The sequence below is a fragment of the Pseudoduganella sp. OTU4001 genome, assembly GCF_038440195.1.
Taxonomy (GTDB): domain Bacteria; phylum Pseudomonadota; class Gammaproteobacteria; order Burkholderiales; family Burkholderiaceae_D; genus Rugamonas.
On the sequence record NZ_JASATG010000023.1, the window covers coordinates 1 to 25,227 of the forward strand.

At 64.7% G+C, this 25,227-nt stretch carries 24 protein-coding genes and 1 pseudogene; 9 read left to right on the forward strand and 16 right to left on the reverse strand.

All coding sequences use genetic code 11. The features are described from left to right. Both AAHE99_RS18810 and AAHE99_RS18815 read right to left on the reverse strand, forming a co-directional pair. Positions 1–339 (reverse strand): annotated as a pseudogene (locus tag AAHE99_RS18810) (hypothetical protein); the annotation flags it as partial. 155 nt (positions 340–494) lie between these two features. Then, entirely contained in the window at positions 495–1,541 is a 1,047-nt protein-coding gene (locus AAHE99_RS18815; RefSeq protein WP_342118879.1) for an RNA-guided endonuclease InsQ/TnpB family protein, read from the reverse strand. Between the two features lie 252 nt (positions 1,542–1,793). Here AAHE99_RS18815 and AAHE99_RS18820 point away from each other — a divergent pair, with 252 nt between their 5' ends. The 9 genes from AAHE99_RS18820 to AAHE99_RS18860 all read left to right on the forward strand — a co-directional run bounded on the left by AAHE99_RS18820 (position 1,794) and on the right by AAHE99_RS18860 (position 9,865). Further along, positions 1,794–2,891 (forward strand): porin, encoded by a 1,098-nt coding sequence (locus tag AAHE99_RS18820; RefSeq protein ID WP_342118880.1) that lies wholly within the window; start codon positions 1,794–1,796, stop codon positions 2,889–2,891. Positions 2,892–2,985: 94 nt separating this feature from the next. Then, a complete protein-coding gene (locus tag AAHE99_RS18825; protein WP_342118881.1) occupies positions 2,986–3,657 on the forward strand; it encodes a DUF484 family protein in 672 nt (223 codons plus the stop codon). Between the two features lie 2 nt (positions 3,658–3,659). Next, the gene (locus AAHE99_RS18830) at positions 3,660–4,604 is read left to right on the forward strand and encodes a tyrosine-type recombinase/integrase (protein WP_342118882.1); all 945 of its coding nucleotides are present in this window, start codon (positions 3,660–3,662) and stop codon (positions 4,602–4,604) included. Between the two features lie 92 nt (positions 4,605–4,696). Then, entirely contained in the window at positions 4,697–5,746 is a 1,050-nt protein-coding gene (locus AAHE99_RS18835; RefSeq protein ID WP_342118883.1) for a CobW family GTP-binding protein, read from the forward strand. Positions 5,747–5,817: 71 nt separating this feature from the next. Further along, entirely contained in the window at positions 5,818–6,261 is a 444-nt protein-coding gene (gene dksA / locus AAHE99_RS18840) for an RNA polymerase-binding protein DksA (protein WP_342118884.1), read from the forward strand. A 104-nt stretch (positions 6,262–6,365) separates the two neighbouring features. Beyond that, positions 6,366–7,691 (forward strand): hypothetical protein, encoded by a 1,326-nt coding sequence (locus AAHE99_RS18845; protein ID WP_342118886.1) that lies wholly within the window; start codon positions 6,366–6,368, stop codon positions 7,689–7,691. Positions 7,692–7,779: 88 nt separating this feature from the next. Next, positions 7,780–8,322 (forward strand): ATP-dependent protease subunit HslV, encoded by a 543-nt coding sequence (gene hslV / locus AAHE99_RS18850; protein WP_342118887.1) that lies wholly within the window; start codon positions 7,780–7,782, stop codon positions 8,320–8,322. Continuing rightward, positions 8,319–9,653 carry an ATP-dependent protease ATPase subunit HslU gene (hslU, locus tag AAHE99_RS18855; protein ID WP_342118888.1) on the forward strand — a complete coding sequence of 445 codons (1,335 nt, stop codon included), beginning with the start codon at positions 8,319–8,321 and terminating at the stop codon, positions 9,651–9,653. Before hslV ends, hslU begins: the two co-directional genes overlap by 4 nt. After that, on the forward strand, positions 9,653–9,865 hold the full coding sequence (locus AAHE99_RS18860) for a hypothetical protein (RefSeq protein ID WP_342118889.1): 213 nt from the start codon (positions 9,653–9,655) through the stop codon (positions 9,863–9,865). Before hslU ends, AAHE99_RS18860 begins: the two co-directional genes overlap by 1 nt. A gap of 41 nt (positions 9,866–9,906) precedes the next feature. On the opposite strand, the gene AAHE99_RS18865 is transcribed toward AAHE99_RS18860, so the two are convergent. From AAHE99_RS18865 to AAHE99_RS18930, 14 genes are read right to left on the reverse strand one after another with little or no spacing between them, the layout of a single operon-like run. Further along, complete coding sequence (locus AAHE99_RS18865) at positions 9,907–12,192, reverse strand: patatin-like phospholipase family protein (protein WP_342118890.1); 2,286 nt, start codon at positions 12,190–12,192, stop codon at positions 9,907–9,909. After that, positions 12,189–12,779, reverse strand: coding sequence for a type II secretion system protein N (locus AAHE99_RS18870; protein WP_342118891.1), 591 nt, complete (start codon positions 12,777–12,779; stop codon positions 12,189–12,191). The genes AAHE99_RS18865 and AAHE99_RS18870 overlap by 4 nt, the downstream gene beginning before the upstream one ends. 15 nt (positions 12,780–12,794) lie before the next feature. Continuing rightward, positions 12,795–14,015, reverse strand: a complete 1,221-nt coding sequence (gspF, locus tag AAHE99_RS18875) for a type II secretion system inner membrane protein GspF (RefSeq protein ID WP_342118892.1) — start codon at positions 14,013–14,015, stop codon at positions 12,795–12,797. 3 nt (positions 14,016–14,018) lie between these two features. After that, on the reverse strand, positions 14,019–15,440 hold the full coding sequence (gene gspE / locus AAHE99_RS18880; protein WP_342118893.1) for a type II secretion system ATPase GspE: 1,422 nt from the start codon (positions 15,438–15,440) through the stop codon (positions 14,019–14,021). Then, entirely contained in the window at positions 15,437–17,647 is a 2,211-nt protein-coding gene (gene gspD, locus AAHE99_RS18885; protein WP_342118894.1) for a type II secretion system secretin GspD, read from the reverse strand. The genes gspE and gspD overlap by 4 nt, the downstream gene beginning before the upstream one ends. After that, the gene (locus AAHE99_RS18890; protein ID WP_342118895.1) at positions 17,647–18,420 is read right to left on the reverse strand and encodes a type II secretion system protein N; all 774 of its coding nucleotides are present in this window, start codon (positions 18,418–18,420) and stop codon (positions 17,647–17,649) included. Before AAHE99_RS18890 ends, gspD begins: the two co-directional genes overlap by 1 nt. Further along, the gene (locus AAHE99_RS18895; RefSeq protein WP_342118896.1) at positions 18,417–18,935 is read right to left on the reverse strand and encodes a type II secretion system protein M; all 519 of its coding nucleotides are present in this window, start codon (positions 18,933–18,935) and stop codon (positions 18,417–18,419) included. The genes AAHE99_RS18890 and AAHE99_RS18895 overlap by 4 nt, the downstream gene beginning before the upstream one ends. Further along, positions 18,935–20,167 carry a type II secretion system protein GspL gene (gene gspL / locus AAHE99_RS18900; RefSeq protein ID WP_342118897.1) on the reverse strand — a complete coding sequence of 411 codons (1,233 nt, stop codon included), beginning with the start codon at positions 20,165–20,167 and terminating at the stop codon, positions 18,935–18,937. Before gspL ends, AAHE99_RS18895 begins: the two co-directional genes overlap by 1 nt. A 20-nt stretch (positions 20,168–20,187) precedes the next feature. Continuing rightward, positions 20,188–21,174 (reverse strand): type II secretion system minor pseudopilin GspK, encoded by a 987-nt coding sequence (gene gspK / locus AAHE99_RS18905; RefSeq protein ID WP_342118898.1) that lies wholly within the window; start codon positions 21,172–21,174, stop codon positions 20,188–20,190. Next, complete coding sequence (locus AAHE99_RS18910; protein WP_342118899.1) at positions 21,171–21,818, reverse strand: PulJ/GspJ family protein; 648 nt, start codon at positions 21,816–21,818, stop codon at positions 21,171–21,173. Before AAHE99_RS18910 ends, gspK begins: the two co-directional genes overlap by 4 nt. After that, positions 21,815–22,177 carry a type II secretion system minor pseudopilin GspI gene (gspI, locus tag AAHE99_RS18915; RefSeq protein WP_342118900.1) on the reverse strand — a complete coding sequence of 121 codons (363 nt, stop codon included), beginning with the start codon at positions 22,175–22,177 and terminating at the stop codon, positions 21,815–21,817. The genes AAHE99_RS18910 and gspI overlap by 4 nt, the downstream gene beginning before the upstream one ends. A gap of 3 nt (positions 22,178–22,180) precedes the next feature. Next, positions 22,181–22,657 (reverse strand): GspH/FimT family pseudopilin, encoded by a 477-nt coding sequence (locus AAHE99_RS18920; RefSeq protein ID WP_342118901.1) that lies wholly within the window; start codon positions 22,655–22,657, stop codon positions 22,181–22,183. Continuing rightward, positions 22,629–23,063: a type II secretion system major pseudopilin GspG gene (gspG, locus tag AAHE99_RS18925; RefSeq protein ID WP_342118902.1), complete on the reverse strand. Its 435-nt coding sequence runs from the start codon at positions 23,061–23,063 to the stop codon at positions 22,629–22,631. The genes AAHE99_RS18920 and gspG overlap by 29 nt, the downstream gene beginning before the upstream one ends. Before the next feature lie 37 nt (positions 23,064–23,100). After that, the gene (locus AAHE99_RS18930; protein ID WP_342118903.1) at positions 23,101–25,224 is read right to left on the reverse strand and encodes an amidohydrolase family protein; all 2,124 of its coding nucleotides are present in this window, start codon (positions 25,222–25,224) and stop codon (positions 23,101–23,103) included. Positions 25,225–25,227: the final 3 nt, after the last annotated feature.

Below are 25,227 nucleotides of genomic sequence, written 5' to 3' on the forward strand. Positions count from 1 at the left end.
CGCGGCCGGCGTTGCCTGCACCAGCACCGGCTCAATGCGGCGCAATTGCGCCAGCACACCCGCTGCACCCGGTACGCCATGCTGCGCGGCCCGCGCAAACCACGGCAAAGCCTGGGCCCGCGCGGTCAGCGCAACCTCAAATGAAATATGGGTCCCGATCAATTGCCAGGCCTCGTCCACGCCCTGGGCGGCAGCGCGGCATAGCCAATGCAATGCGGTCGGCGCGTTGTGTGGCAGGCTGGCCCCGCCGAAAAGGTAGAGCTTGCCCAAGGCTAGCTGGGCGGCGGCGTCTCCTGACCGCGCTCCCCTGATAATCACCAGCTCTTCTCGATTTGCCATCGATCCTTCCGGTTTCCAAGGAAAAAGCTTGTCCAGTGTAGCTGCGGGGGCTATTACCCGGCGCATGACTCACAGACTTCTTGATATATGACAAATGTGACAGGCCTAGCTTTCGCCTTCCTTACAACTCTTTCACTACTTGACGTCCCCCCGCCCTAAAGGACGGCGATTCCTGCAGCCAGCGTCGCACGTCCGCGACGGAGAATGTTCAACGCAGCATTGAGATCACGATCATGTACCGCGCCGCAATCACTGCAAGTCCACTCTCTTATTCCAAGGCCTGCGATACCTTTCGGCCGCGACTCGGGCAGTGCGCCGCAATTCGAGCAGGTCTGGGTGGTGAATCGTTCGTCCACTTCCACATACCGCGCGCCATGCCTCACAGCCTTGTACGCAAGCATTTTCCGGAAGGACGACCAGCCGGCGTCAAGCACGGACTTCGCCAGGCTGGTTTGGGCGAGTCCGCTGGCATTGATATTACCAACAACAATATGGTCAAAGGCGCGTGCGATCTCCACCGAGCGTTTGTGCAGGAAATCTATCCGGCAGTGCGCCGTGCGCGCCTGAATCGCTTTGACTCTGCGCCGCTTGTGCGCACGCTGCGCCACCGCCAGCGCCGCCTCGGCTCTTCGGTAGTAACCCGGCGCAGGAATCCTCCAGGCATTCGACAGAACCGCGAGCTCCTTCAGGCCCAAGTCAATGCCAACACCGTGTTCGAACTTACGCACTGGCGGGTCAGCGAGTTCGATGACAATATTGAGATACCAGTTGCCCCGGCTATCTTGGGAGAAGCACGTCCCGTCCTTGATCTTTCCTTCGGGCAGAGGGCGCGAGTAAAACACGCGAAACGTGTGGCCCGCATAGCGGAACGCATCGCCTTCACGGTGCAGGTCACGGCCCTTGAGCGGGACCCAACCAAGCGTCTTCATCCCACGGTAGCGCAAGTAGGGACGCCTGTGCTGTGCACGTGACTTGGCAAACTGTTCGCAAACAGCGTTGATCGTACCGGAGTGCAAACCGAGTTCTTTGCTGCTGCCCTTCGTCAAGTTGTTCAAGTCGAAGCCCGTCAGCCAGGGACGAGTGAAACGCAGCGCATCCTTCTGCCGATCGTTGCAGTAATTCCAGACGAAGTTCACCTTCCGGGCTTGCTCGTTCAACAGCCCATACAACGACTTCACACGGTAGCGATAGACGACAATCATACTGTAATTTTATACAGTATCTCACTAATCTCAAGGAGAACGACAGCTTCGCTGCCGGCTCCTTTCACTCCTCACCTTAAAGGACGGGGTTTCTCGGAGCATATTCGATGAATAGCCTGACAAGCGTTTCAAAAATACAACAATGCACACCGGCGGTGCGGATAAATGACCAATTCACCAGAAAAGTGCGCCTAATGCACTTATCGTATAACTATCCCCGCTACCCGGTCTCATTGAAAAAAGGAAGAACACATGAAGAAATCGTTATTGGCCCTGGCCTTGATGGGCGCTTTCAGCAGTGCTGCCTTTGCGCAATCCTCCGTCGTGATCTACGGCACGCTGGATGCCGGCATCACCAAGACCACCAATTCCGCCAACACCGCCATCCTGGAAGGCGGCCGCGACAATAGCAAACTGGGCTTCCGCGGCCAGGAAGACCTGGGCAATGGACTGAAAGCCCTGTTCCACCTGGAAATTCGCTATGAAGTCGACACCGGCAATATCGAACGTTCCACCCGTCCGCTGTTCCAGGGCCAGAGCCGGGTCGGCCTGCAAGGCGGCTTCGGTACCATCCGCCTGGGCCGCGCGCTGACCGCGCTGCAGGAAACCACCACCCAGTTCGATCCATGGTCCGGCATGCCGAACGTGGCGGGCTTCCAGACCGACATGATGGTGGCCGGCTACCGCGCCGCCGTCCCGGGCAGCGGCTCCGACCCGCTGGGCGTATCGAGCACCTCCGGCAACCGCTTCGCCAATGCGCTGTGGTACAACAGCCCGGTGGTGGAAGGCTTCCAGCTGAACCTGAACGTGGGCAGCAAGGAAAACAACGGCCTGACCAGCGCCATCGTGGGCCGCGGCACTGCCGCCGCGCCGCAATATCCGGTGGGTGCGCGCGCCGAAGCCTATCCTTACTCGATCAGCGCTACCTACATGGCGCCGGGCAATACCCCGCAATACGCGGTGTACGTCGGTTCCGAGCGCAACTCGACCGAGGTGAAATGGCACTCCGTGGGCGCCTATTTCCGTCCGATGCCGGCCCTGAAGCTGATGGCCACCTACGGCAAGCAGGACCTGAGCCATATCCGCGCCATCAACGACACCATGAAAGCCTGGGTGCTGGGCGCCAACTACACCGTGGGCACGGGCCTGATCCGCGCCGGCTACGGCCAGCGCGACACCGATGGCGAAATCAAGACCAAGGAACTGTCGGTGGGCTACGAGCACAATATCTCGCCGCGCACCTATATCTACCTGGACCTGTCGCAGAAGAAGGTGCCGGTGGCGACCGCGCCAGCCAGCATGGACATGAACCAGAACCACTACGCGCTGGGTATTCACCACAACTTCTGATGTTTATGCTGCGGGAGCGGGCTGCGGCCCGCCCCGGCAGCTGTTCCCATCGGTTAGAATGTCCACGCCTGCAATATTCGATGTGACATCAACAATGACCGACACCCTGGATTCCACAATCGTCGCGCAGTACCTGGCCGACAATCCCCACTTCTTCGAAGAACACGCCAACCTGCTGGGTGACGTCAAACTGTCCAGCCCCCTGACCGGCCGCGCCGTTTCGCTGCAGGAACGCCAGATGGAAGTCATGCGCGACAAGTACAAGGCGCTGGAACTGCGCCTGTCCGAGCTGACCCGCCACGCCGAAGCCAACGCCGCCATCGCCAACCGTTTCCACGCCTGGAACCAGGCCCTGCTGCAAGTGCGCAGCGATGCCGAAGTGCCGCGCGCCGTGGTGCAAGGCCTGGTCGACAGCTTCCACGTGCCGGCCGCCACCCTGCGGCTGTTCAACGTGGCGCCCGAGTTCGCCGACGAATGGTTCGCCAGCGGCGTGTCGGAAGACGCGCGCCTGTTCGCCAACAGCCTGCTGGCGCCTTACTGCGGCAGCAATAACGATTTCGAAGCCGTGCGCTGGCTCGATGATGCCGAGCACATCAAGTCGGCCGTGATCCTGCCGCTGCGCAAGCCAGGCAGCAAGGGCGCCGCTTTCGGCCTGCTGATCATGGGTTCGCCCGACCCTGAGCGCTTCACCTCGCTGATGGCGACCGACTTCCTGGTGCATATCGGCGAAACCGCCAGCGTCGCGCTGGCGCCCCTGCTGGCCTGAACATGAGCGGCGCCGGCAAGCTGCAACCGGCCGACGCCTACCTGGCCCACCTGGCCACCCAGCGCAAGCTGTCGGCGCACACGGTGGCCGCCTACGGGCGCGACCTGCGCGAGCTGGCCACCCTGTCCGACGGCAAAGCCTGGGACGCCATCACCCACTTCGATATCCGCCGCTACGCGGCCCAGCTGCATAGCCGCGGCCTGGATGCGCGCAGCATCGCCCGCAAGCTGTCCGGCTGGCGCGGCTTCTTCGCCTGGCTCGGCCAGCACAGCACGCTGGCAGCCAACCCGGTGGAAGGCGTGCGCGCGCCCAAGCGCGCCAAGACCCTGCCGAAAGCCCTGTCGGTGGACGACGCGGTGCAGCTGGTCGCCCCGGCCGGTCCCAGCGCCGCCGCCAGCGAGCCGGCCCAGCTGTGCAACCGCGCCATGTTCGAATTGCTGTATTCCAGCGGCCTGCGGGTGTCCGAACTGGCCGGCCTGGACCGCGAATTCCGCAAGGCCGGCGACGGCCAGCCCGCCTCGCTCGGCTGGCTGGAGCTGGAAAACGCCGAAGTGGTGGTCACCGGCAAAGGCAGCAAGATGCGCCGCGTGCCGGTCGGCAGCGCCGCCCTCGCGGCGCTGAAAGCCTGGCTGGCCGTGCGCCCGGCCCCGGCCGACGGCAGCAGCGCCCTCTTCGTCAACGAGCGCGGCAAGCGCGTCACGCCGCGCGTGGTGCAGCTGCGGCTGAAGGCGCACGGCATCCAGGCCGGCGCCCCGGTCGCGGTGCACCCGCACATGCTGCGCCACTCGTTTGCCTCGCACGTGCTGCAATCCTCGGGCGACCTGCGCGCGGTGCAGGAGATGCTGGGACACGCCAGCATTACCTCGACCCAGGTGTATACCGCCCTTGATTTCCAGCACCTTGCGCTGGTCTATGACAAGGCCCATCCAAGGGCTAAAATTAAATAGAGCAAGGCTTGATCCTGCTCAAGTTTGCCCATTTGCCAGCATTTCCAGAATTCCGGCATAATCGACCGATTCCAAATGCAGCGAGTATGACTATGGCAATGATTCCAACCACTATTTTGACCGGCTTCCTCGGCGCCGGCAAAACCACGCTGCTGAACCGCATCCTGCGTGAAGAGCACGGCATGAAGATTGCCGTCATCGAGAACGAATTCGGCCAGGAAAACATCGACAACGAGATCCTGGTGCAGGAATCGCGCGAGCAAATCGTGGAAATGAACAACGGCTGCATCTGCTGCACCGTGCGCGGCGACCTGATCGTCGGCCTGAGCGACCTGGCCAAGCGCCGCGCCGCCGGCGAAATCCAGTTCGACCGCGTGGTCATCGAAACCACCGGCCTGGCCAATCCGGGCCCGGTGGCCCAGACCTTCTTCATTGACGAGGAAGTAGGCGCTAACTACCTGCTCGACGCCGTGGTGACGGTGGTCGATGCACGCCACGCCATGCAGCAGCTGGACGAGCACGAAGAAGCCCAGCGCCAGGTCGGCTTTGCCGACAAGATCCTGCTGTCCAAGACCGACCTGGTGGACGCCGCCGCAGTGGATAGCCTGACGGCACGCCTGAAGCGCATCAACCCGCGCGCGCCGATCAGCCGTTCCGATTTCGGCAAGGCCCCGCTGACCGAAGTGCTGGACCTGCGCGGCTTCAACCTGAATGAAAAGCTGGAAATCGACCCCGACTTCCTGGCCGAGGACGAACACGGGCACGTGCACGACGAACATTGCGGCCACGACCACGAGCACGGCGAGCACTGCGACCACGACCATCACCACCACGCCCATCACACCGACGATATCGCGGCCTTCGTGTTCAAGAGCGAACGCCCGTTCGATCCGGCCAAGCTGGACGAATTCCTGGGCGGTCTCGTTGATGTGTACGGTCCTCGCATGTTGCGTTACAAAGGCGTATTGTTGATGCAGGGCGCAGAAAGGAAGGTTGTGTTCCAGGGCGTGCACCAGCTGATGGGGAGCGACCTGGGGGCAAAATGGGGCGAAAACGAGACACGCGCCAGCAAAATGGTGTTTATTGGTAAAAATCTGCCAAAAGACATCTTTATTACTGGCCTTGAACAATGTTTGGTATAAACTAAGGCGCTTTTTGAAGCAACACAGCGCTGCAATTTGAAAACTCTGTCGTATCGAAGGTAAGCGAAGTCATGACAAAAGCAAATAAATCGACCCCCGCCGCAGACGTCCTGCTCACCGAAGAAGAAATTCTGAAGATGAGCGACAAGGACTATATGAACCCGGCTCAGATGGCGTTTTTCAAGAATAAACTGCAGAACCTCGAAAAGGAATTGCTGAAAAACGCTGGCGAAACCACCGAACACCTGCGCGAAACCGTGCTGGTGCCGGATCCGGCCGACCGTGCCACCATCGAGGAAGAGCACGCCCTGGAACTGCGTACCCGCGACCGCGAGCGCAAGCTGCTGAAGAAGGTGCAGCAATCGATCCAGGCCATCGACAATAACGACTACGGCTATTGCGAAGAAACCGGCGAGCCTATCGGTATCCCACGCCTGATCGCACGTCCAACGGCTACCCTGTCGCTGGAAGCACAGCAGCGCCGTGAGCTGAAACAGAAGCTGTACGGCGACTGATTTCCGACCCATGCGGAAAAAGGCACGCTGCGGCGTGCTTTTTTCTTGCGCCTTCCCCTACGGTACGCCCTTATTTTTTTCCCTTGGGCTACACTAGTGATCCTATGGGACTGTTCTCCATTTTCAAAAAAGGCAAGGCCGACGACGTCATCGTAGACGATGACGATAACGCTGCACGCCTGGCCGCGAACAGCGAACTGGAGCGCCAGCGTGCGCAACAGTCGGACCTGCAGCGCGAAATCGCGCGCGCCACCGCCATGAAAATCGACGCCATCGAGGCGGCGATGGCGGCTGACATCTTCAATGAACCGGAACCGGCCTGGGCCCGCCGCCCGCGCCCGCTGCAAGCGAGCGCCGCGAGCAACGATGGCGCCACCCTGCCCATGCTGGACCAGTACACCACCGAATTGCTGGGCGATGAGGACGTGCCGCTGGAAGCCGCGGCCGCCGAAAGCGCGCCCATCGTGGAAGAGATCGCGATCCTGTATTCCAACGGCCAGTCCGAAGTGGCCGAGCAGATGCTGCTGGGCAGCCTGCCGGATGCCGCGCAAGACCGCACCGTATGGTGGATGCTGTTCGACCTGTACCAGGTGCTGGGCAAGCAGGAAGCCTTCGAAAACATCTCGATCGACTACGCCAGCCAATACGAAACCTCGCCGCCATCGTGGACGGTCCCGGCCGGCGCCGCCAGCGACGCACCGGTGGCAGCGGGCTATTCCGGTGTAGCGCCGACCCTGGGCCTGGCCGGCACCCTGAACGCTTCGATTGCGCCGCAGCTGGAACGGCTGGACAGCATGAACCAGAAGCTGCCGCTGCGCCTGGACTTCTCGCGCGTCAACGGCGTCGAACCGGAAGGCTGCGCGCTGCTGCTGGCCGCCCTGAAAAAGGCCCAGACCGGCGACCGCGAGCTGATCGTGGTGGCGGCCACCGAACTGGCCGACCAGGTGCGCGCCATCCTGCTGATCGGCAGCCGCGAAGGCGGCGAAGCGCCATGGCTGCTCTACCTCGAGCTGCTGCGCCTGCTGAACCGCGAAAAAGAATTCGAAGAATCCTCGATGGACTACTGCGTCACCTTCGAAGTGTCGCCGCCGCCCTTCGTGGCGCCAAGCAAGGTGGCGAATGCCCCGCGCCAGGCCACGGCCGGCGCCTCCGACCGCTTCATGCTGCCGGCAGTCATCGAAGGCGACATCAGCGGCTTGCTGGCCGCCATCGACGAGTACGCCGGCCAGTACCCGGCCCTGGTATTTGACTGCGGCCGCCTGGGCCGCATGGAGTTCGGCGCCGCCAGCTCCCTGCAATCCAAGATCGCCGAATTGTCGGCCGGCGGCGAGCGCCGCATCGAATTCCGCGACCTGAACCACCTGGTCGCGGCGCTGATGCGCTTGCTGGGCTATGCTGATATAGCGCGGTTGTTCCCCCACAAATACTGAACGGAAAAACAGGGACGTAACACGTTTCCTTGAGTTTTGGGGGCCTAGCCCCCAAATACCGCGTTAATCCTCAAACAAAGGCATTAACATGGAACAATTTCACGGCACCACCATCCTGTGCGTGCGTCGCGGCAACGACGTCGCGATCGGCGGCGACGGCCAGGTTACCCTCGGCAACATCGTCATGAAAGGCACCGCACGCAAGGTGCGCAAGCTGTACCAGAACAAGGTGCTGTGCGGCTTCGCCGGCGGCACCGCCGACGCCTTCACCCTGCTCGACCGTTTCGAAGCCAAGCTCGAAAAGCACCAGGGCCATTTGCTGCGCGCCTCGGTCGAAATGGCCAAGGACTGGCGCACCGACCGCGTGCTGCGCCGCCTGGAAGCGATGCTGCTGGTGGCCGACAAGGATTCCACCCTGGTGATCACCGGTAACGGCGACGTGCTGGAACCGGAGCACGGCATCGGCGCCATCGGCTCGGGCGGCAGCTACGCCCAGTCGGCCGCCCTGGCCCTGGCGCAGAACACCGACCTGTCGCCGACGGAGATCGTGAAGAAGTCGCTCACCATCGCGGGCGAACTATGCATCTACACCAACCTGAACCACATCATCGAGACCCTGGACCCAGCATGAACATGACCCCTCAAGAAATCGTCGGCGAACTCGATAAGCATGTGGTCGGCCAAGGCAAGGCCAAGAAAGCCGTCGCCATTGCGCTGCGCAACCGCTGGCGCCGCCAGCAGGTGGAAGAGCCGCTGCGCCATGAGATCACCCCGAAAAACATCCTGATGATCGGCCCGACCGGCGTCGGCAAGACCGAGATCGCGCGCCGCCTGGCCAAGCTGGCCGACGCGCCCTTCATCAAGGTGGAAGCGACCAAATTCACCGAGGTCGGTTATGTGGGCCGCGATGTGGACACCATCATCCGCGACCTGATCGACATCGGCGTCAAGCAGACCCGCCAGTCGGAAATGGCCAAGGTGCGCGCGCGTGCCGAGGATGCGGCCGAAGACCGCGTGCTCGACATCCTGTTGCCGCCGCCGCGCGATTTCGGTTTCTCCGCCAACGGCAACGAGCCGCGCACGGACGACACCACGCGCCAGACCTTCCGCAAGCGCCTGCGCCAGGGCGAGCTGGATGACAAGGAAATCGAGATCGAACTGGCCGAGCAAAGCCCGACCATGGAAATCATGGCGCCGCCTGGCATGGAGGAAATGACGGAGCAGATCAAGTCCATGTTCTCCGGCATGGGCGGCGGCCGCAGGAAGGCGCGCAAGATCAAGATCAAGGAAGCCATGAAGCTGCTGCTCGACGAGGAAGCGGCCAAGCTGGTGAACGAAGACGAGATGAAGAAGAAGGCGCTGGTCAACGTGGAGCAAAACGGCATCGTCTTCCTCGACGAGGTGGACAAGATCGCCTCGCGCTCGGAAGTGGGCGGCGCCGACGTGTCGCGCGCCGGCGTGCAGCGCGACCTGCTGCCGCTGGTGGAGGGCACCACCGTCAACACCAAGTACGGCATGGTGCGCACCGACCATATCCTGTTCATCGCTTCGGGCGCGTTCCACCTGGCCAAGCCGTCGGACCTGATCCCTGAATTGCAGGGCCGTTTCCCGATCCGCGTGGAGCTGGAATCGCTGTCGATTGCCGACTTCGAGCGCATCCTGACCAGTACCGATGCCTGCCTGACCAAGCAGTACGAGGCCTTGCTGGCGACGGAAGGCGTGCAGCTGGACTTTGCGCCGGATGGTATCAACCGCCTGGCGGAGATTGCGTTCCAGGTCAACGAGCGCACCGAGAATATCGGCGCGCGCCGCCTCTATACTGTGATGGAGAAGCTGCTGGAGGAGATTTCCTTCAGCGCGACCGAGAGCGGCGACAAGCAGGTGGTGATCGACGCAGCCTATGTGAACCAGCGGCTGGATGCGCTGGCGGTTAACGAAGATTTGTCGCGCTACGTACTGTAATGGCTAATAAACAGCTGGCGACCCGGCAGAAGATGCGGATCCGCGTCGAGCCCTCGCAAAACTTTGGCAAGCCCCGCAATCCGATTGCGGCGCTGGCCAAGGCACGCGCCGCAGGCCCGCACGACAAGAGCCGCACCACCGCCGAACGCCAGGCTGGGAAGAAGCTGATTGACAAGAAGCTGCGCGGCGACGATGACGACGAAAACCGGTAAACCTGGGTCTGACCCATAGGGTCAGACCCAGGTTTACCGGCTTACCAAACCGGCCCGAGGAACAGGTAAAGCGTCTGCTCGCCATCGCGCGTAGCCCCGGCGCCAAGGAACAGCGGCCCAAACCGCGTCTCGACCGACAGGAACGCACTCCCCGCCTGCTTCAACGCCCGCCCCGTCGCCTCCGACGTGCGGTCAAATCCCCCGCCCGCCTCCAGCGAGAACCCCGCCCTCAGCGTGCCCCCAAAAGCGCTCGGCAGCGCCGCGATCTTACGCGCCAGCACCATCCGCCCCAGCATCATGGTCGGCTCCTGGATCGAATTGGTCGCGGTCCCCGACAGGCGCAGGAAACCTCCCAGCGACACCGGCGAAGCCCCCGCCTGCGAACGCGCCCATTCCAGCGACACATGCCCCGCCCAGTTATCGACACGGAAGGCCTGCAACACCGACGCGCCCCAGTTGAAAGCCGCCGTGCCTACGCCCTTGCCGCTGCCCGGCGTCTGCTCACGCCCAACGTTCACCAGCATGCCGCGCGTCGGGAAGGCCAGCGAATCGAGTGTATCGACGCGGAAGCGCGCAAAAACGGTGGTGTCGTACAGCCGCCCGATGCCGAGCGGCTGCGGTTCCGGAATCAGCGGCCGCACCGAATACGCCTGGCGCGCCACGCCCACAGAGAACTCGCCCCAGTTGCCAAACTGCCGGCCCACCGCGAACGAAGCCGCGCGCGCACTGTAGGATACGCGCGCCAGGCGCTGCCCCTTCTGGAAAATATCGCCGGCAATCTTGCCGATCTGCGCCGACGGCATCACAAACCACTTGCCGCCAGCGCCCAGCGGCTGCCACCACTGCACGCCGACGCCGCGTTCATTGCCTAGCCGCGCTTCGGTGCGGATTTCGCCGCCCCAGCTATTGAGCGCCGACTTCACATGCATCACCTTGATCGCGAAATCATTCGAGTCGCGGAAATCGCTGGCCAGCTCCAGGCCCACGCGCATGCGGCTGCGCGCCCAGTCGGCTTCCGTGGCGCGGATGGTGACGGTGCGTTCGCCCTCCACATCGTCGATATCGGTTTCGACCCGCGCCATATCGCCGCGCCCATAAAGCGCAACGGCGGCTTGCCGCACCTGTTCGCGCGTGGTCGGCTGGCCCGGCTCCAGGCCGGACTGGTTAAGCAATACTTCCGGGTTCACGTCGCGCGTGCCCTGCACCTGCACCCTGGCCAGCTTGACCGGCTTGTCGGCCGTGGCAGGCGTGGCCAGGCGCAGGCTTTCGGTACTGGCGTAATCGCCTTCCGGCACGGCCAGCGCGGCCAGGCGCGGCGCCAGTGCGCGCGCAGCCGCTTCGCCGGCCTTCATGGCCTTGTCCCAGGTGGAAAAGTCGAGGAAGCTGATGCCGTCCAGCTTGGGGGCGATCAGGATATCGTCCTTGCGCAATTCGCTCAGGGAGCGCTGCACGTTCTGCTCGGTCAGGATCTGGAGCATCTGGTTGGCGACGCCGAGCGCGCTGCCCAGTTCCTTTTCGGGCGACAGCGTGGTGCCGACATTGACGGCGATGACGATGTCGGCGCCCATGGCGCGCGCCATGTCGACCGGCAGGTTGCGTACCAGGCCGCCGTCCACCACCAGGTGGTCCTTGATGCGCACCGGGGCGAAGACGCCGGGCACGGCGAGCGATGCGCGCATCGTTTGGAACAGCGGCGTGTTGTCGAGGACCACCAGCTCGCCGGTCAGCAGGTCGGAGGCGACGGAGCGGAATGGTAGCGGGAGCTGGCTCACCGGCAGGTCGCGCGTGCCGGGCGGCAGCAGGCGTTGCAGCGCCATTTCCAGCGCGGCGTTGCCGGCGGCGCCGGGCGGGCCTTGCACGCCTTTCAGGCTGATGCCGAATTCGATGCGGGAGGGCAGCTGGATGTCTTCGTCGCGGCGGCGGAAGTGCAGCTCGTCGCGCGCTGGGCGGTCGGCCACCACGCTGTCCCAGTCGGTGATGGCGGCCATTTTTTCGAGGTCTTTCAGCGAGGCGCCGGCGGCCCAGGCGCCGCCGATCACGCTGCCCATACTGGTGCCGACCACGATGTCGATGGGGATGCGCATCTCTTGCAGGGCGCGCAGGACACCGACGTGGGCGAAGCCTCTGGCGCCGCCGCCGCTTAATACCAGGGCGACTCTTGGCTTGGCTGAAACCGGTAAACCTGGGTCAGACCCAAGGGTCTGACCCGTAGCCTGCAGCGGCCGCGTATCACGGGTCTGACCCTTTGGGTCAGACCCTGGTTTACCGGTTTCGGCAGCGCAGGAGAGGCCCACGCAAAAGCCGAGGACCAGCACCAGCCATTTCATCGGTCAGCCGGCTTCCCGCCAGAAGGTTGCGCCGACGTAGTCGGCGGCTGCGCCGGCGCCATCTGCACCGGTGCCGGCGCCGGCACCATATTCTGCGGCAGCGGCACCGGAGCCGGCGGCTCCATCGAAGGCCCGCCCACCGGCGGCGGTGGCGGCGGCGCAGCAATGCCAGCCACACCAGCACTGCCGCCGGCTTCCACCAGCAGCTCCAGCCGCTTCTGCACCCCACCCTCCATCAGCACCACATGCTTCGGCTGTACTTCCTTCACGCTGACGCCCGGCGCCAGTTCAGCGCCCACCGGATAAGCCTTGGCCGGCTGCCCATCCGCCGAGATAATCGCCACGCTACCGCGACCGCGCGTATCCGCCACCACACCGCGCAGCTGGTAATTGCTGACCACGGCCACCGCAGTATTCCCGCCAAACAGCCCACGCGCCGCATCCATATTCAGTTCCGGCATCTGCGCCAGCGGCACCGCCGCGATCGGACGCTGCTTCGGTTTGAACAGCTGCATGCCCCAATAGGCCAGCGAGGCAGACAGCACCGCCACCGCGGCCACACTGCTAATCAAAGGCAAACGTTTCAATTCAAGTCTCCAGTATCAGCGCACCAGCTGATTGATTTCGATGATCGGCATCAGCACGGCCAGCACGATCAGCAGTACCACCACGCCCATCGCCAGGATCAGCATCGGTTCCAGCAAGCCCGCAATGGTCAGCGTGCGGCGCTCCAGGTCGGCCTCCTGCGCGCTGGCGGCGCGGTCCAGCATGGCGGGCAGTTCACCCGTGATTTCCCCGGCGCGGATCATGTGGATCAGCATCGGCGGGAAGTGTTTTTGCGCGGACAGCGAACGCGCCAGGCTGGCGCCTTCGCGCACCGAGTCGCTGGCCTGTTCGACCAGCTGGCGCATCGCCACGTTCGACAGCGTATCGCGGCTAGTTTCCAGCGCGCGCAGGATCGGCACGCCGGAGCCGGTGGTGATCGCCAGCGTACTGGCGAAGCGCGAGGTATTCAGGCTGCGTTCAAACTTGCCGTACAGCGGCGCCGTCAGCAGCCAGGTATGCCAGCGCAGCTTGACGTCGGGGTTCTGCAGCATCTTGCGCACCACGACGCCGGCCGCCACCGCGATGCCCAGCATGATGAAGCCGTAGTTCCGCACAAAATCGGAAATGGCCAGCATGATCACCGTCAGCAGCGGCAGCTTCTGCTTGGTGTTGGCGAACACCGACACGATCTGCGGCACCACATAGGTGAGCAGGAAGATCACGATCAGGAACGCCACCACGGTCACGATGGCCGGGTAGGTGAAGGCCAGCTTGACCTTTTGCACCAGCGCGTTGCGGCGCTCGATGTAATCGGCAAGGCGCGACAGCACGCGCGACAGCTGGCCGATCTGCTCGCCCGACGCCACCAGCGCGCGGTAAATTTCCTGGAAGTCGCGCGGGTGGCGCGAAAGCGCGTCCGACATCGACGAACCGCCCATCACCTCCGAGCGGATCGACGCCACCAGGTCGCGCACATACGGGCGCTCGGCCTGCTCCAGCAGCGCCGTGAAGGCCTGCTCCAGCGGCAGCCCCGCTTCCAGCAGGCTGGCCAGCTGGCGCGTGAACAGGGCCAGTTCGGTGGTACTCAGTTTTTCGCCGAAGCCGCGGCGCGCGGTGGCGCCGCTGGCGTCGACCTGGGACGAAATCGCATCGACCTTGATCGGCACCAGCCCTTGCGAGCGCAAGTCGGCGCGCGCCGAACGGGCGCTGTCGGCGTTGACCACGCCCTTCTTGCTGGCGCCAGCGGCATCGACGGCTTCATAACGGAAGGCCGGCATCGCTTAGTCCTTCGTCACGCGCAGCAATTCAGCCGGCGTGGTGACGCCCTGCTGCAGCCAGCGCTCGCCGTCTTCGCGCATGGTTGTCATGCCGTGCTTCTGCGCCGCCACGCGGATCTCGGCTTCCGAGGTGCGGTCGTGGATCTGGGCGCGGATATGCTCGTCGGTCTGCAGCAGCTCGTAGATGCCGACGCGGCCCTGGTAGCCGGTGTTGCCGCAATGTTCGCAGCCCACGGCTTTCCACTGCGTGCCGTCGAAGGTCTTGCAGCTCGGGCACAGCTTGCGCACCAGGCGCTGCGCCAGCACCCCCAGCAGGGAGGACGACAGCAGGAACGGTTCGATGCCCATGTCCAGCAGGCGGGTCACGGCGGCGGCGGCGTCGTTGGTGTGCAGGGTCGCCAGCACCAGGTGGCCGGTCAGCGAGGCCTGCACCGCGATCTGCGCGGTTTCCAGGTCGCGGATCTCGCCGATCATGATCACGTCCGGGTCCTGGCGCAGGATGGCGCGCAAGGCCTTGGCGAAGGTCATGTCGATACGCGCATTGACCTGGGTCTGGCCCACGCCTTGCAGGTCGTATTCGACCGGGTCTTCCACCGTCATGATGTTGGTGGCGGTGTTGTTCAGCATGGACAGCGCGGCGTACAGCGTGGTGGTCTTGCCGGAGCCGGTCGGCCCGGTGACCAGCACGATGCCGTGCGGCTGGTTGATCAGGCTATTGAACTGCCCCATCATCTTTTCGCTCATGCCCAGGTGGGACAGGTCGAGGCGGCCGGCTTCCTTGTCCAGCAGACGCAATACGGCGCGCTCGCCATGGCCGGTCGGCAGCGTGGAGACACGCACGTCCACCGGCTTGCCGCCCACGCGCAGCGTGATGCGGCCGTCCTGCGGCAGGCGCTTTTCGGCGATGTCCAGCTGCGCCATGATCTTGATACGCGAGATCAGCGAGCCGTGGATGGCTTTGCGCGGGCGCACGATGTCGCGCAGCGCGCCGTCGACGCGGAAACGCACCACCGAGGTCTGTTCGAACGGTTCGATGTGGATGTCCGATGCGCCGTCGCGCAGGGCCTGCGTCAGCAGCGCGTTGATCATGCGGATCACCGGCGCGTCGTCGGACGATTCCAGCAAGTCTTCGATCGCCGGCACATCCTGCAGCAGCTTGGTCAAATCCAGGTCGGCGTCGAATTCTTCCGCCACCTGCGAGGCGTCGCCGCTGGCACTGGCATAAGCGGTGGCAATCGCCGCTTCCAGGTCGGCGCGCGACAGGTGTTTCAGGTTGATGCGGCCGAAGCGGCGCGACACTTCCGCAATCGCGGAGGCGGGCGTGGCGGCCGACATCATCACATCGACCGCGTGCTCGGCTTCGGCGCTGGGCTGGGCCAGCACCAGGAAGTCGCGCGCGAAGGCGTAGGGCAGGAGGTTGCTCATTGCTGTTGCTTCTGTTCAGGCACGCTGGGCGCGGCAGGCGCAATCGGGCTGGCCAACTGGCCGCTGCCGACCGGCTTGCCGTCCTGCAGCGGCGGCAGCATCGGCGCGCCCAAGCTCTGCACGGTGATGCTCGGCTCCGGCGCCGCTGCCTGCTGCGTCGCCCGCATATAGTCGTAGCGGTCGGCCGTCAGGCTCATGCCCTGTTCGCGGTTGCGGACCACCACCGGGCGCAGGAACACCATCAGGTTGGTTTTCTTGCGGGTGCGTTTCTGGTATTTGAACAGGTTGCCGATCAACGGGATATCGCCCAGGCCCGGCACTTTTTCCACGCCGTCGCTCGAATCGTCCTGAATCAGGCCGCCCAGCACCAGCACCTGGCCGTCATCGGCCACGATATTGTTTTCGATCACGCGGTTCTTCAGGATCAGGCCATTGGCGTTGGACGCCACCGACGTGTCGATGCTGGAGCTTTCGTTGTAGATCGCCAGCTTGATCGTGCCGCCTTCGGAAATCTGGGGGCGCACCTTCAGCGTAATGCCGATGTCCTTGCGGTCAACGGTCGTGAATGGATTGCCGCCGCCGGTGGTGCTGTTGGTGGCGTAGGAGCCGGTCACGATCGGTACGTTCTGGCCAACCTTGATGGTGGCCACTTCGTTATCCAGGGTGAGCATGTTCGGGGTCGACAGAATATTGCTGTCGTCGTCGGCGCCCAATGCGTGCGCCACGGCGCCCAGTCCCAGTTTGCCGTTGGCAAGCTGCTTGAAGATGCCCAGCGTCAGGCCGGAGCCCGGCGCCGACGCGCCGGTGGAGCCCTGGATCAGGCCATTCAGGTTGACGATGCTGTTGCTGCCTGCCACGTTGTTGTAAGTGGTGGCGCCGCCGACACGGTAGGTGTGGCCTTCGCCACTCAGGCCGGCCCATTGCACGCCGAACTCGGACAGCTTGTTGGCATTGATTTCGACGATCATCGCTTCGATATAGACCTGCGCGCGGCGCACGTCCAGCTGGTCGATCACGGCGCGCAGGTTGCGGTAGACGGCTTCCGGTGCGGTGATGATCAGGGTGTTGGTGGTGGCATCGGCCTGGATGAAACCGGCCGCACCGCCGCCGCCCAGCGTGGACTGGCTGCCGCTGCGGCTGTTGCCGCTCAGGGCCGGGTTGGTCGGGCCGCCGGTCGTGCTGCCGGTCTGCGCGCCCTGGCCGCCCAGGTTGGACTGGCCCATCTGGCCGCCGCCGCTGCCGGTGCCCAGCGACGCCAGGCCGCCCTGGCCGGACTGGCCGCCGACCGCGCCGCTGTCGCCGGAGACCACGGCGCGCAGGGTTTCCGCCAGCTTGGTGGCTTCCGCATTCTTCAGGTAGACCACGTGCACATTGCCCGCTTGCGCGGTCGGCTGGTCCAGTTTCGCGATCAGGGACTTTGCCAGGTTGGCGCGCGCCGCCGACGGTGCGCGTACCACCAGCGAGTTGGTGCGCGGGTCAGGCACGGCCGTCACGCGGCCGGAATCGCCGCCGGCGCCCGGCTCCATCAGCTTGTTGACCATGGCGGCCAGGTCGCTGGCGATGGCGTAGCGCACCGGGATCACGTCCAGGTCGGCCGCCGACGGCGCATCCAGCGCGGCGATGATCTTGGCCAGGCGCTTCAGGTTGTCGGCGTAGTCGGTGATGACCAGGGTGTTGTTGCCCGGGTTGGCGTTGATGGTGTTGTTCGGCGTGATCAGGGGACGCAGCACGGTCACCAGGTTGGCCGAGTTTTCGTGGTTCAGGTGGAACACTTGGGTCACCACCTGGTCGCCTTTCGGGCCGGACTGCGCGCCGCCCACCACAGTCGGCGAGGCCTGCAGCTTGGCTTCCGCTTCCGGCACCACCTTGGCGTAGCCGTCGCCGCTGACGATGGCGTAGCCTTGCAGGCGCAGCGCGGAGGCCAGCAGCGAGAACGCTTGCGACTTGGTGATCGGCTTCTCCGACACCAGGTTGATGGTGCCTTTGACGCGCGGGTCGATCAGGAAGGTGATGTTGGTGTAATGGCCGACCGCCTTAACCACCGATTCGATATCGGCGCCGACGAAATTCAGCGCCGCTTCGTCATTGGGCTGGGCCCACGCCGTGGCAGGGACGGCGGCAGGCGCCAGCGCACAGCACAGCATCGCAGCGGCGCTCAGGCGGCGCAGCGCCGGGAAGGATTTTGGGCTTGCAGTGTGTGTTTTCATTATCGGAACTCTAGTGCAATGACGTTTTTAACGCTATTCGGCTTGCGCTGGCCCAGCATGTTCAAAAGGCCGACCAGCTGGTCTTCATATCCTGTTGCTGCTTCCGCCTGGCCGGAGAACTGCAGCCGGCCATGCTCGAATTTCCCTGCGCCGCTCAACAGCAGCGGACCGCGCTGCGAACTCAATGCCAGCGCGGCTTGCTGGCCCTGCCAGTCGAACGCCAGCTGGTAGCTGCCCAGCGGCTTGATCGGGGTCAGGCGCGACGACATATCCTGCATTTCCAGCGTGGTACGGCCGCGCAAGTCGACTGCAGGGCCGGCGCGCTCGATATGCAGCGAAGACCAGGACAGCTTCATGCGGCCGCTCGGCGCCAGCGTGTTCAGCGGCGCGCCCAGTCCCGCCAGGCCGTCGGCCGGCAGCATCAGCGCGGCCGGGCTGACATCCCAGCTGCTAAAACCGCCGCGCAGCGTGACCGGCTGCGACAGCGCGTCCGGGTTTTCCAGCTCCATATCGACGCTGCCCACCAGCACCAGCGGCGACAGGCGCCAGCTGAAGCGGCCCGGCAGCAGCGGCGTCACCGCACCGTCCTGGCTGGCGGCGCCGCCGATGAAGGCGGAGCCGCGCCACAGCGTACCTTGCGCATCCCCCAGGGTCAAACGGCCGCCGCTCTGGCGCTCCACCAGTTGTCCCATCCAGCTCGCCGGCAGGAATGCCAGTACGGTCAGGCCCGCGCTGATGGCAATCGCCAGCAACCACAATACCGCGCGCCTCATTGTGTCCCGCTCTCCTGGCGCAGGGTCAGGTTGGCATCCACCTGGCCGGCCGGGCCTTGCTGCGTCACATGACCCTCCTGCACCGCCACGCGCTGCTCGCGCCGCATCGCGTCGAGCCAGGCCGCCAGGCCAGGGAACGGCACGCCCTTGAATTCCACTTTAATGTAGTCGCCAGTGACGGCGAGGTTTTGCGGCGTCAGGCCGGCCGCTTGCAGCTTGGCCGTCACGCCGTCCTTGCTCAGGGGCTGCGGCTGCACCGGCGGGGTGGCCGCCAGCTGGGTCGCTTCGCCGGCCAGCGCCTGCAGTTCGGCCACTTGCTGGTTCAGCTGCGGCAGCTGTTTTTGCAGCTTTTCGCGGCCGGTCAGGGCCGGGTCGATCAGCACGCCCCAGACCAGGCCCAGGGCCACCACGGCGCCGCCGATGGTGAGCATGCGCTGTTCCTGCTCGTTGCGCGCGCTCCACCAGGCGGCGGCATTGGCTCGGTAGCTGTTGATGGTGTCGTTCAGGCTTGCCATTACTTGCCCCCCGCTTTCACCAGCCATACACCGGGACCGCTCTCGCTGGCAGTCAGCTTGCGCGGCGCCAGCGCCGCCTGCACCTGCGCCAGGGCATTGGCGTCGATGCTGTTCGGCTTGAATTTGACGGTCATGCTGCGGTCCTTGTAATCGATGCCGGCCACCGCCTCGCGGTTGGGCAGCAGGGCCAGGGCTTCGCCCAGCGCGGCGCTCATATTGGTGAATTCATCGGCGCTGCCGCCGCCATTGCTGGCGCGCGCCACGGCGATATTGCGGCGCATCTGGGCTGCCGGGTCGCCGGTCACCGGCTGGTTCGGGTAGGCGGAGCGGAACACCTGCACCATGTTCTGGCGCACGGTGTCGGCTTCGCGCTTGAGGCGCATGTATTCCCAGTTCAGGCCGACGATATTGACCACGACGGCGGCCACCGCAATGCGGTACGGCCACTTCCAGCGCGCCCAGGCGCGGGCGGTGGCGCCGCTGGCGGCGCCCAGGCCGGCCGCCAGGTCGAACGGCACGGCTTTGGCGGCGCTGATGCGGTGCGCCCAGTTGTCTTCTTCCAGGGTGATGCCCGGCACGCTGGCGGCTGCCGCGGCGTATTCGGCGCGCTGCGCCGGCGCCACGTACAGGTGGATCGGCGCGTCGCCGGCCAGCGCGCGCAGGGTTTGCAGCGCCGGCTCGATGGCGTTCGGCAGGGTCAGGCCCAGGCCTTCATACGGGGCGCTGCGCAAGGTCAGTTCCAGGCCCGCGTCGTCCACGCCCAGGGCGGCAGACACGCTGCCCGGCTCCAGCGGCAGGCACAGTTGCACCGGCAGTGCCGAGACGCCATGCGCGCCTTGCGCCACCAGCGCCTTGACCAGCACTTCCAGCCAGGCGCGGTTGGCGACGGCGATCACGCGTTCATCGCTGTCGCCGCTGGCCGGAGCCAGCGCCAGCACGCAATCGAACGGGTCGCCCAGCACTTGTTCTTCCACCAGGTTGGGCAGGGCCGCCTTCAGCTTGGCGCCCGACAGCGGCGGAACTTTGACTTTCAGCAGCGAGACATCGGCGGCGGCCAGCAGCAGCACCACGCGGCGCGCGGTCGACACCAGCTCGCCCAGGTTGCCCAGCGCACCGGCGCCCTGCTGCATCACATTGCCGCCGTCGCCCACCAGGGCGAACAGGCAGCTGGCCGGGACGCCGTTATCGGCGGCTGCGGCGCGGGCCGGATACCGAATGTAGAGTGTTGTCAAAGCTTGCCTTCCCTATTCCCTTAAATTTCCCGAATCCAGATCACCTGCGTGTTGGTGGCCGAGCGCCGCACCAGCGACCAGGACATCAGTTCCGCGCGGTCCAGCTTGACCCGGCTCAGGACCAGGAAGTAATCACTGCCCCAGCCGATCTCGATGTCCTTTTGCAGCTGCTTGCCCAGCGATGCCAATTGCGCTTCGAAAGCCTGCTTGCTGACATACGCCGTGCGCTTGCGCGCGTTCACCAGGGCCTGGCCGTCCTGCAGCGTCATGCCGGGCCCCAAGGCGCCCAGCAACTCCGCCGAGGCGGTGTTGACGTTGATCCGGGTTTGCATCTGCGGCAGCACGACCACGAATTCACGCAGCTTTTCGATGGCTTTCTGGTCGAAGCCCGCCACCGACAGCAAATCCTCCGCGCGCAGCATCTTCATCGGCTGGCCGCTGCCCGCCGGCACCGGCTCCGCGTTGGGGTTGGGCTGTTCCTGCTGCCCCATCAGGCCCGCGCCTTCGCTGCGCGCGACCTGGGTCGCCACCACCCGCGCCAGCGCGGGGTTCAGCTGCAGGTTTTGCAGCAGGCGCGTGAAGACCGCCAACTCCGCCTTGTTGATGCCGCCCGCGCCTCCTTCAATGGCAAGATTCGCAAGATTGTAGCGCGACTGTGCGTCGTAAGTCTGTCCTGAAATTGAAGCGTCGAAGCTTTCGCCTTGCAGCCGTTCGCGTTCCACGAACTGGTCGAGCCGGGTTTCGGCCAGCGGCGTGGCCCACAAGCCGTCGGCGCGCGTCACGCCGTGCGTGTCGGCGGCGTCCTGGCGCAGGATAAGCCGCACCAGATCAAGGCCGCCGCGCAGGATCCAGCGGGTCTGGAAGTGCAGGCGCTGGTTTTCCATCGAGCGAACCTGCACCTGCTGCTGCCAGAACAGGCTGGCCACGATGGACACGGCCAGGGTGGTCAACAGTAGCGCGGTAACAACAGCTACGCCGCGCTGGCGGGTCAGGAAGCGGCGTCTCATACGGCCCCCAGCAGGAAAACCTTGATCAGCGGCGCCGGCTGGCCCTGGATCGACAGCGAAATTTCCAGCCCGGTCGGGCCTTCGGTTTGTGGCGCCACGGGCGGGTTTGGCCCGCCGCCGGCCGGCGGAGGCGTGGCCACCGGCTGCGAATTGCCCGGCGCTTTCCAGCCGCCGGCTTCCCACACGCGCACCGCCATGGCGTCCACCGCGCCTTGCAGGGCGACCCCGTCCTGCGCGCCGCCGTCGCCGATGGCCGACTGCCACAAGGCATCCAGCTGCACCAGGTCGCGCGTCTGCGCCGACTCGCGGCGCAGCAGCACGCCTTCGCGGATCTGGTAGCTCACCACCTGCAGCTGCGAGGCCGCATTCTCGGCCAGCACGGTGCGGATGAACACCAGGCGGGTGTTATCGGCCAGGATATTCTGGCGCTGGCGCAGCAGGTTCTTGTCCGCGATCTGTTCCAGGTCGCTTTGCAGCTGGGCGAAGGTAAGCTGGATGCCGCGCGTCTGCTCCATGTTCTGCGTCAGCTGCTCGCGCGAACGGACGATGCCATCCAGCCCGCGCCAGCCCATCACGGCGACGATGGCCAGCACGGTGATCGCCACCAGCAGTTCGACCAGGGTAAAGCCGCGCGCGTTCTTCATTCCTGCAGCACCAGTTGCACCAGCTTGATGATGCGCCGTTCCGGCGCGCTGGCTTCGAACACGCTGACCTCGACCCGGCGCATGCGCGGATTGGGCGAGGCGATCACGTCTTCTTCACAAATGAAATTCAAATCGGCCTGCGGGCACTCGAAAGTCGTCTTGCCGGTGGGCGGCCAGCCCTTGGCCAGGCGCACCTGCACCAGCCGGTTCTCGGCCGACCAGGTGGCCATCATCGCGGTGCGCAAGCCTTCGCTGTTCTGGGTCAGGCTGCCCATGGCGCGCAAGGCGGCGCCCAGCGCCGTGCCGACAATCAGCAGCGCCACCAGCACTTCCAGCAGGGTAAAGCCACGTTGCCGCATTCTTCAGTCCACAGTGAAATGGCCGATACCGTCGGCGCGGATGGTCGCCCGGGCATCGCCGCTGGCCAGGGTCAGCACGAAAGGACGGTCCACCGGCTCGCGCCCGAAAACGATGCGCATGGTGCCCGGTACATTGATCGGAGGGTCGAGCAGCAGGGTCACCGGCCCTGACTGGAAAGGACGTTCGCGCAGCAGGTCGTCCTGCGGCAGCGTTTCCCAGCTGCGGTCATTGCGCACCAGGAAGCGGTAGCTGTCCGGCCCCGCCTCAAAAGCGATAGGACGGTTGCGCACGATGGCTTCATCGCGCGCCAGCTGCAGCAGAAGGGCGATACGCGACGCCTCCTTCTGCATGGCCTGCGCCTGGGTCGGCGCGGCGCTCATCACGGTCAGGCCGAGCGTGAGGCCGATGATGACCAGCACCACCAGCAGCTCAATCAGCGTGAAGCCGCGCTCAGATTTCCCAGGAGCCGATATCAGCATCGTCGCCGGTACCGCCTGGCTGGCCGTCGGCGCCATAGGAGAACACATCGATTTCACCCTTCACGCCCGGGGACAGGAACTGGTACTGGTTGCCCCATGGGTCCTTCGGCATCTTTTCCAGGTACGGCGCCTTCCAGCCGTTGGCGGCCGGGCCGGCGGTCGGCTTGCTCATCAGCGCTTGCAGGCCCTGTTCCGTGGTCGGGTAGCGCTGGTTGTCCAGCTTGTACATCTTCAGCGCCTGCATGATGGTCGAGATTTCGACCTTGGCGGCGGCAGTCTTGGACTGGCCTACGCGGTCCAGCACCTTAGGCAGCACCAGTGCCGCCAGCACGCCCATGATCACCACCACCACCATGATCTCGATCAGCGTAAAACCGCCGGAGCGGCGTTTGCTTGGTTTTTGCATAAGATTCACTAAAAATTAAACTGGCAGTATAAGTGATTCAATCGTGCTTGCGGCCAATCGCGCCGATTTGGCGCAACACTCCGTCGTTGGAACCGGCGATATTCGCCGGCACCGCCTCCAGCGGTTTTACGGCCGGGCCATTTTCCACGAATGGCTTGATGCCCAGCGCCTGGTCCACTTCCTTAGGATAGATGATCTGGCCGCGCGTGATAACGGCCGCCACCTTGCGCAGGTCTTCAATGTTTTTGGTCGGGTCGCCGTCCACCAGCACCAGGTCGGCCAGCTTGCCGGTTTCGATGCTGCCGCGGTCGGCGCTGGTGCGGGTGTAGCGGGCGCCGTTGCGGGTCGCCACCTGGATTGCCTCGGCCGGGGTCAGGCCGGCCTTGACCAGCATCGCCAGCTCGGAATGCAGGGTGAAGCCGGCCAGGTCGTCGGTGCCGGCCACGATCGGCACGCCGGATTTATGCAGGGTGCCGACGAACTTCACCATCTTGTCGAAGGATTTCTCATACCGGGCCTGGGTCGCGGCATCCGGGATCTTCATGGTGCCGACGTGGAAGCCGCGCGCCACGTCAGGCGGCATATGGTCCTTGATGGCGGCCCACGGCTCGTTGATGTCGCCATCCTTCTGCTTCAGGAAGGCGAAGGTGGCCAGGGTCGGGTCGACCACGATCTGCTTTTTCTTCAGGGTGGCGACGAAATCCTTCACTTCCTTCGAACCCATGTCCAGGCCCGCGACTTTCTCGGCCGGCAGGTAGAAGCGCTCCAGGCTGCGGGTTTCCACGCCCGGCTTGAACAGGAAATTCAGCATCACCTGGTTGATGTGCTGCAGCTCGTCGTAGCCGGCATCCAGCGCCTGCTGGGCGCGCAGGCCGGCCGGTACGTGGCCGGAGACGCGCATGCCGCGCGAGTGGGCATAGGCCACGGTCTCCTTCAGGATCTCTTTCGGGAAGGAGTTATAGATCTTCAGCTGCGGGTAGCCGTGCTCGGCGTACCAGTCGATCGCGCGTTTGGACTGCTCCAGCGTTTTCACCACGAAGCCGCCGTTGGATGAATACGGGCTTTCGCCTTCCAGGAAGCCGGTCGGCACGATCTGCGGCGCCAGCAGCTTGCCGCCCGCCGTCTCGTCGATCATCATTTGCAGCTGGGCGTTGTCGTTGCCCATATCGCGCAGCGTGGTCACGCCGGCCGCCACGTGCAGCGCGCCTTCCCAGCGGCCGATATGGCCATGCATGTCGAACAGGCCTGGCAGCATGATACGGCCGGCGGCGTCGATCTCGTTGACGGCGCCGCGCACCGGTGCGCCGGCCGGCATGATGGCGGAAATGCGGCCGCGCAGCACGTACACGTCGGACGGTGCGCCAACCTTGCCGGTGGCGCTGTCGAAGATGCGCGCATTCTTCACCACGGTCAGGCCTTGCAGCGGGTGCTGCAGCTTGGCCGCCAGGTCGTTCAGCATTCGCGCTTCGGCCTTTTTCTGGCGCTCGGCCAGTACCTTGCCGTTGCCCTGCCAGCCGTCGACGGCGGCCACGAACACGCCCGGTACCACCAGGGCAAACAGTTCAGGCTTGTCACCCTTGGTGGCCCACATGAATTGCGGGCTCAGGCCAATGCCGGTCTGGGCGATCAGTTCAACGGTCTGCTTCTTGCCGTCCGGGCCGGATACTTCCACCTCGTCCAGCACCTTGTGCGTCAGGGTGCCGCTCGGCAGCAGCGGCATGCTGCGGCCAGGCGCGGCGGCCAATGCCGCAATGGCGCGCGAATTGAATTCGTAGCTGCTGTTCAGAGGGACGTAGAGCGCCGCACCGTTGACGTCCGTCGCGCCTTTTTCGGTGGTGGAAGTCCAGGAAGCCTTGCTGCCGTTACGCTCAAACTTTTCATCGACCACCGCGCCGAAGGTCGAATTGCCTTTAACGTGGTAGGCGGTCATGGTGCGGTCGGCGCCAAGACGGAATTCTTCCGTCAGTTCCGGGCCGCGGCCATTGTCCTTGTAGATGAAGCGTACTTTCGTCAGGCCGTCGTCGTGGCTCTCCACCACCTGCTCGCCCATCTGCTTGCCGTTGTTCTCGGAAATGATGACGTAACGCGTTGTTTGCGTGACGGCGGCTTGCGCGAATGCACTGGCGATAGCCAGCGCCAGGACGGCCGAAACTCGCTTCATTGA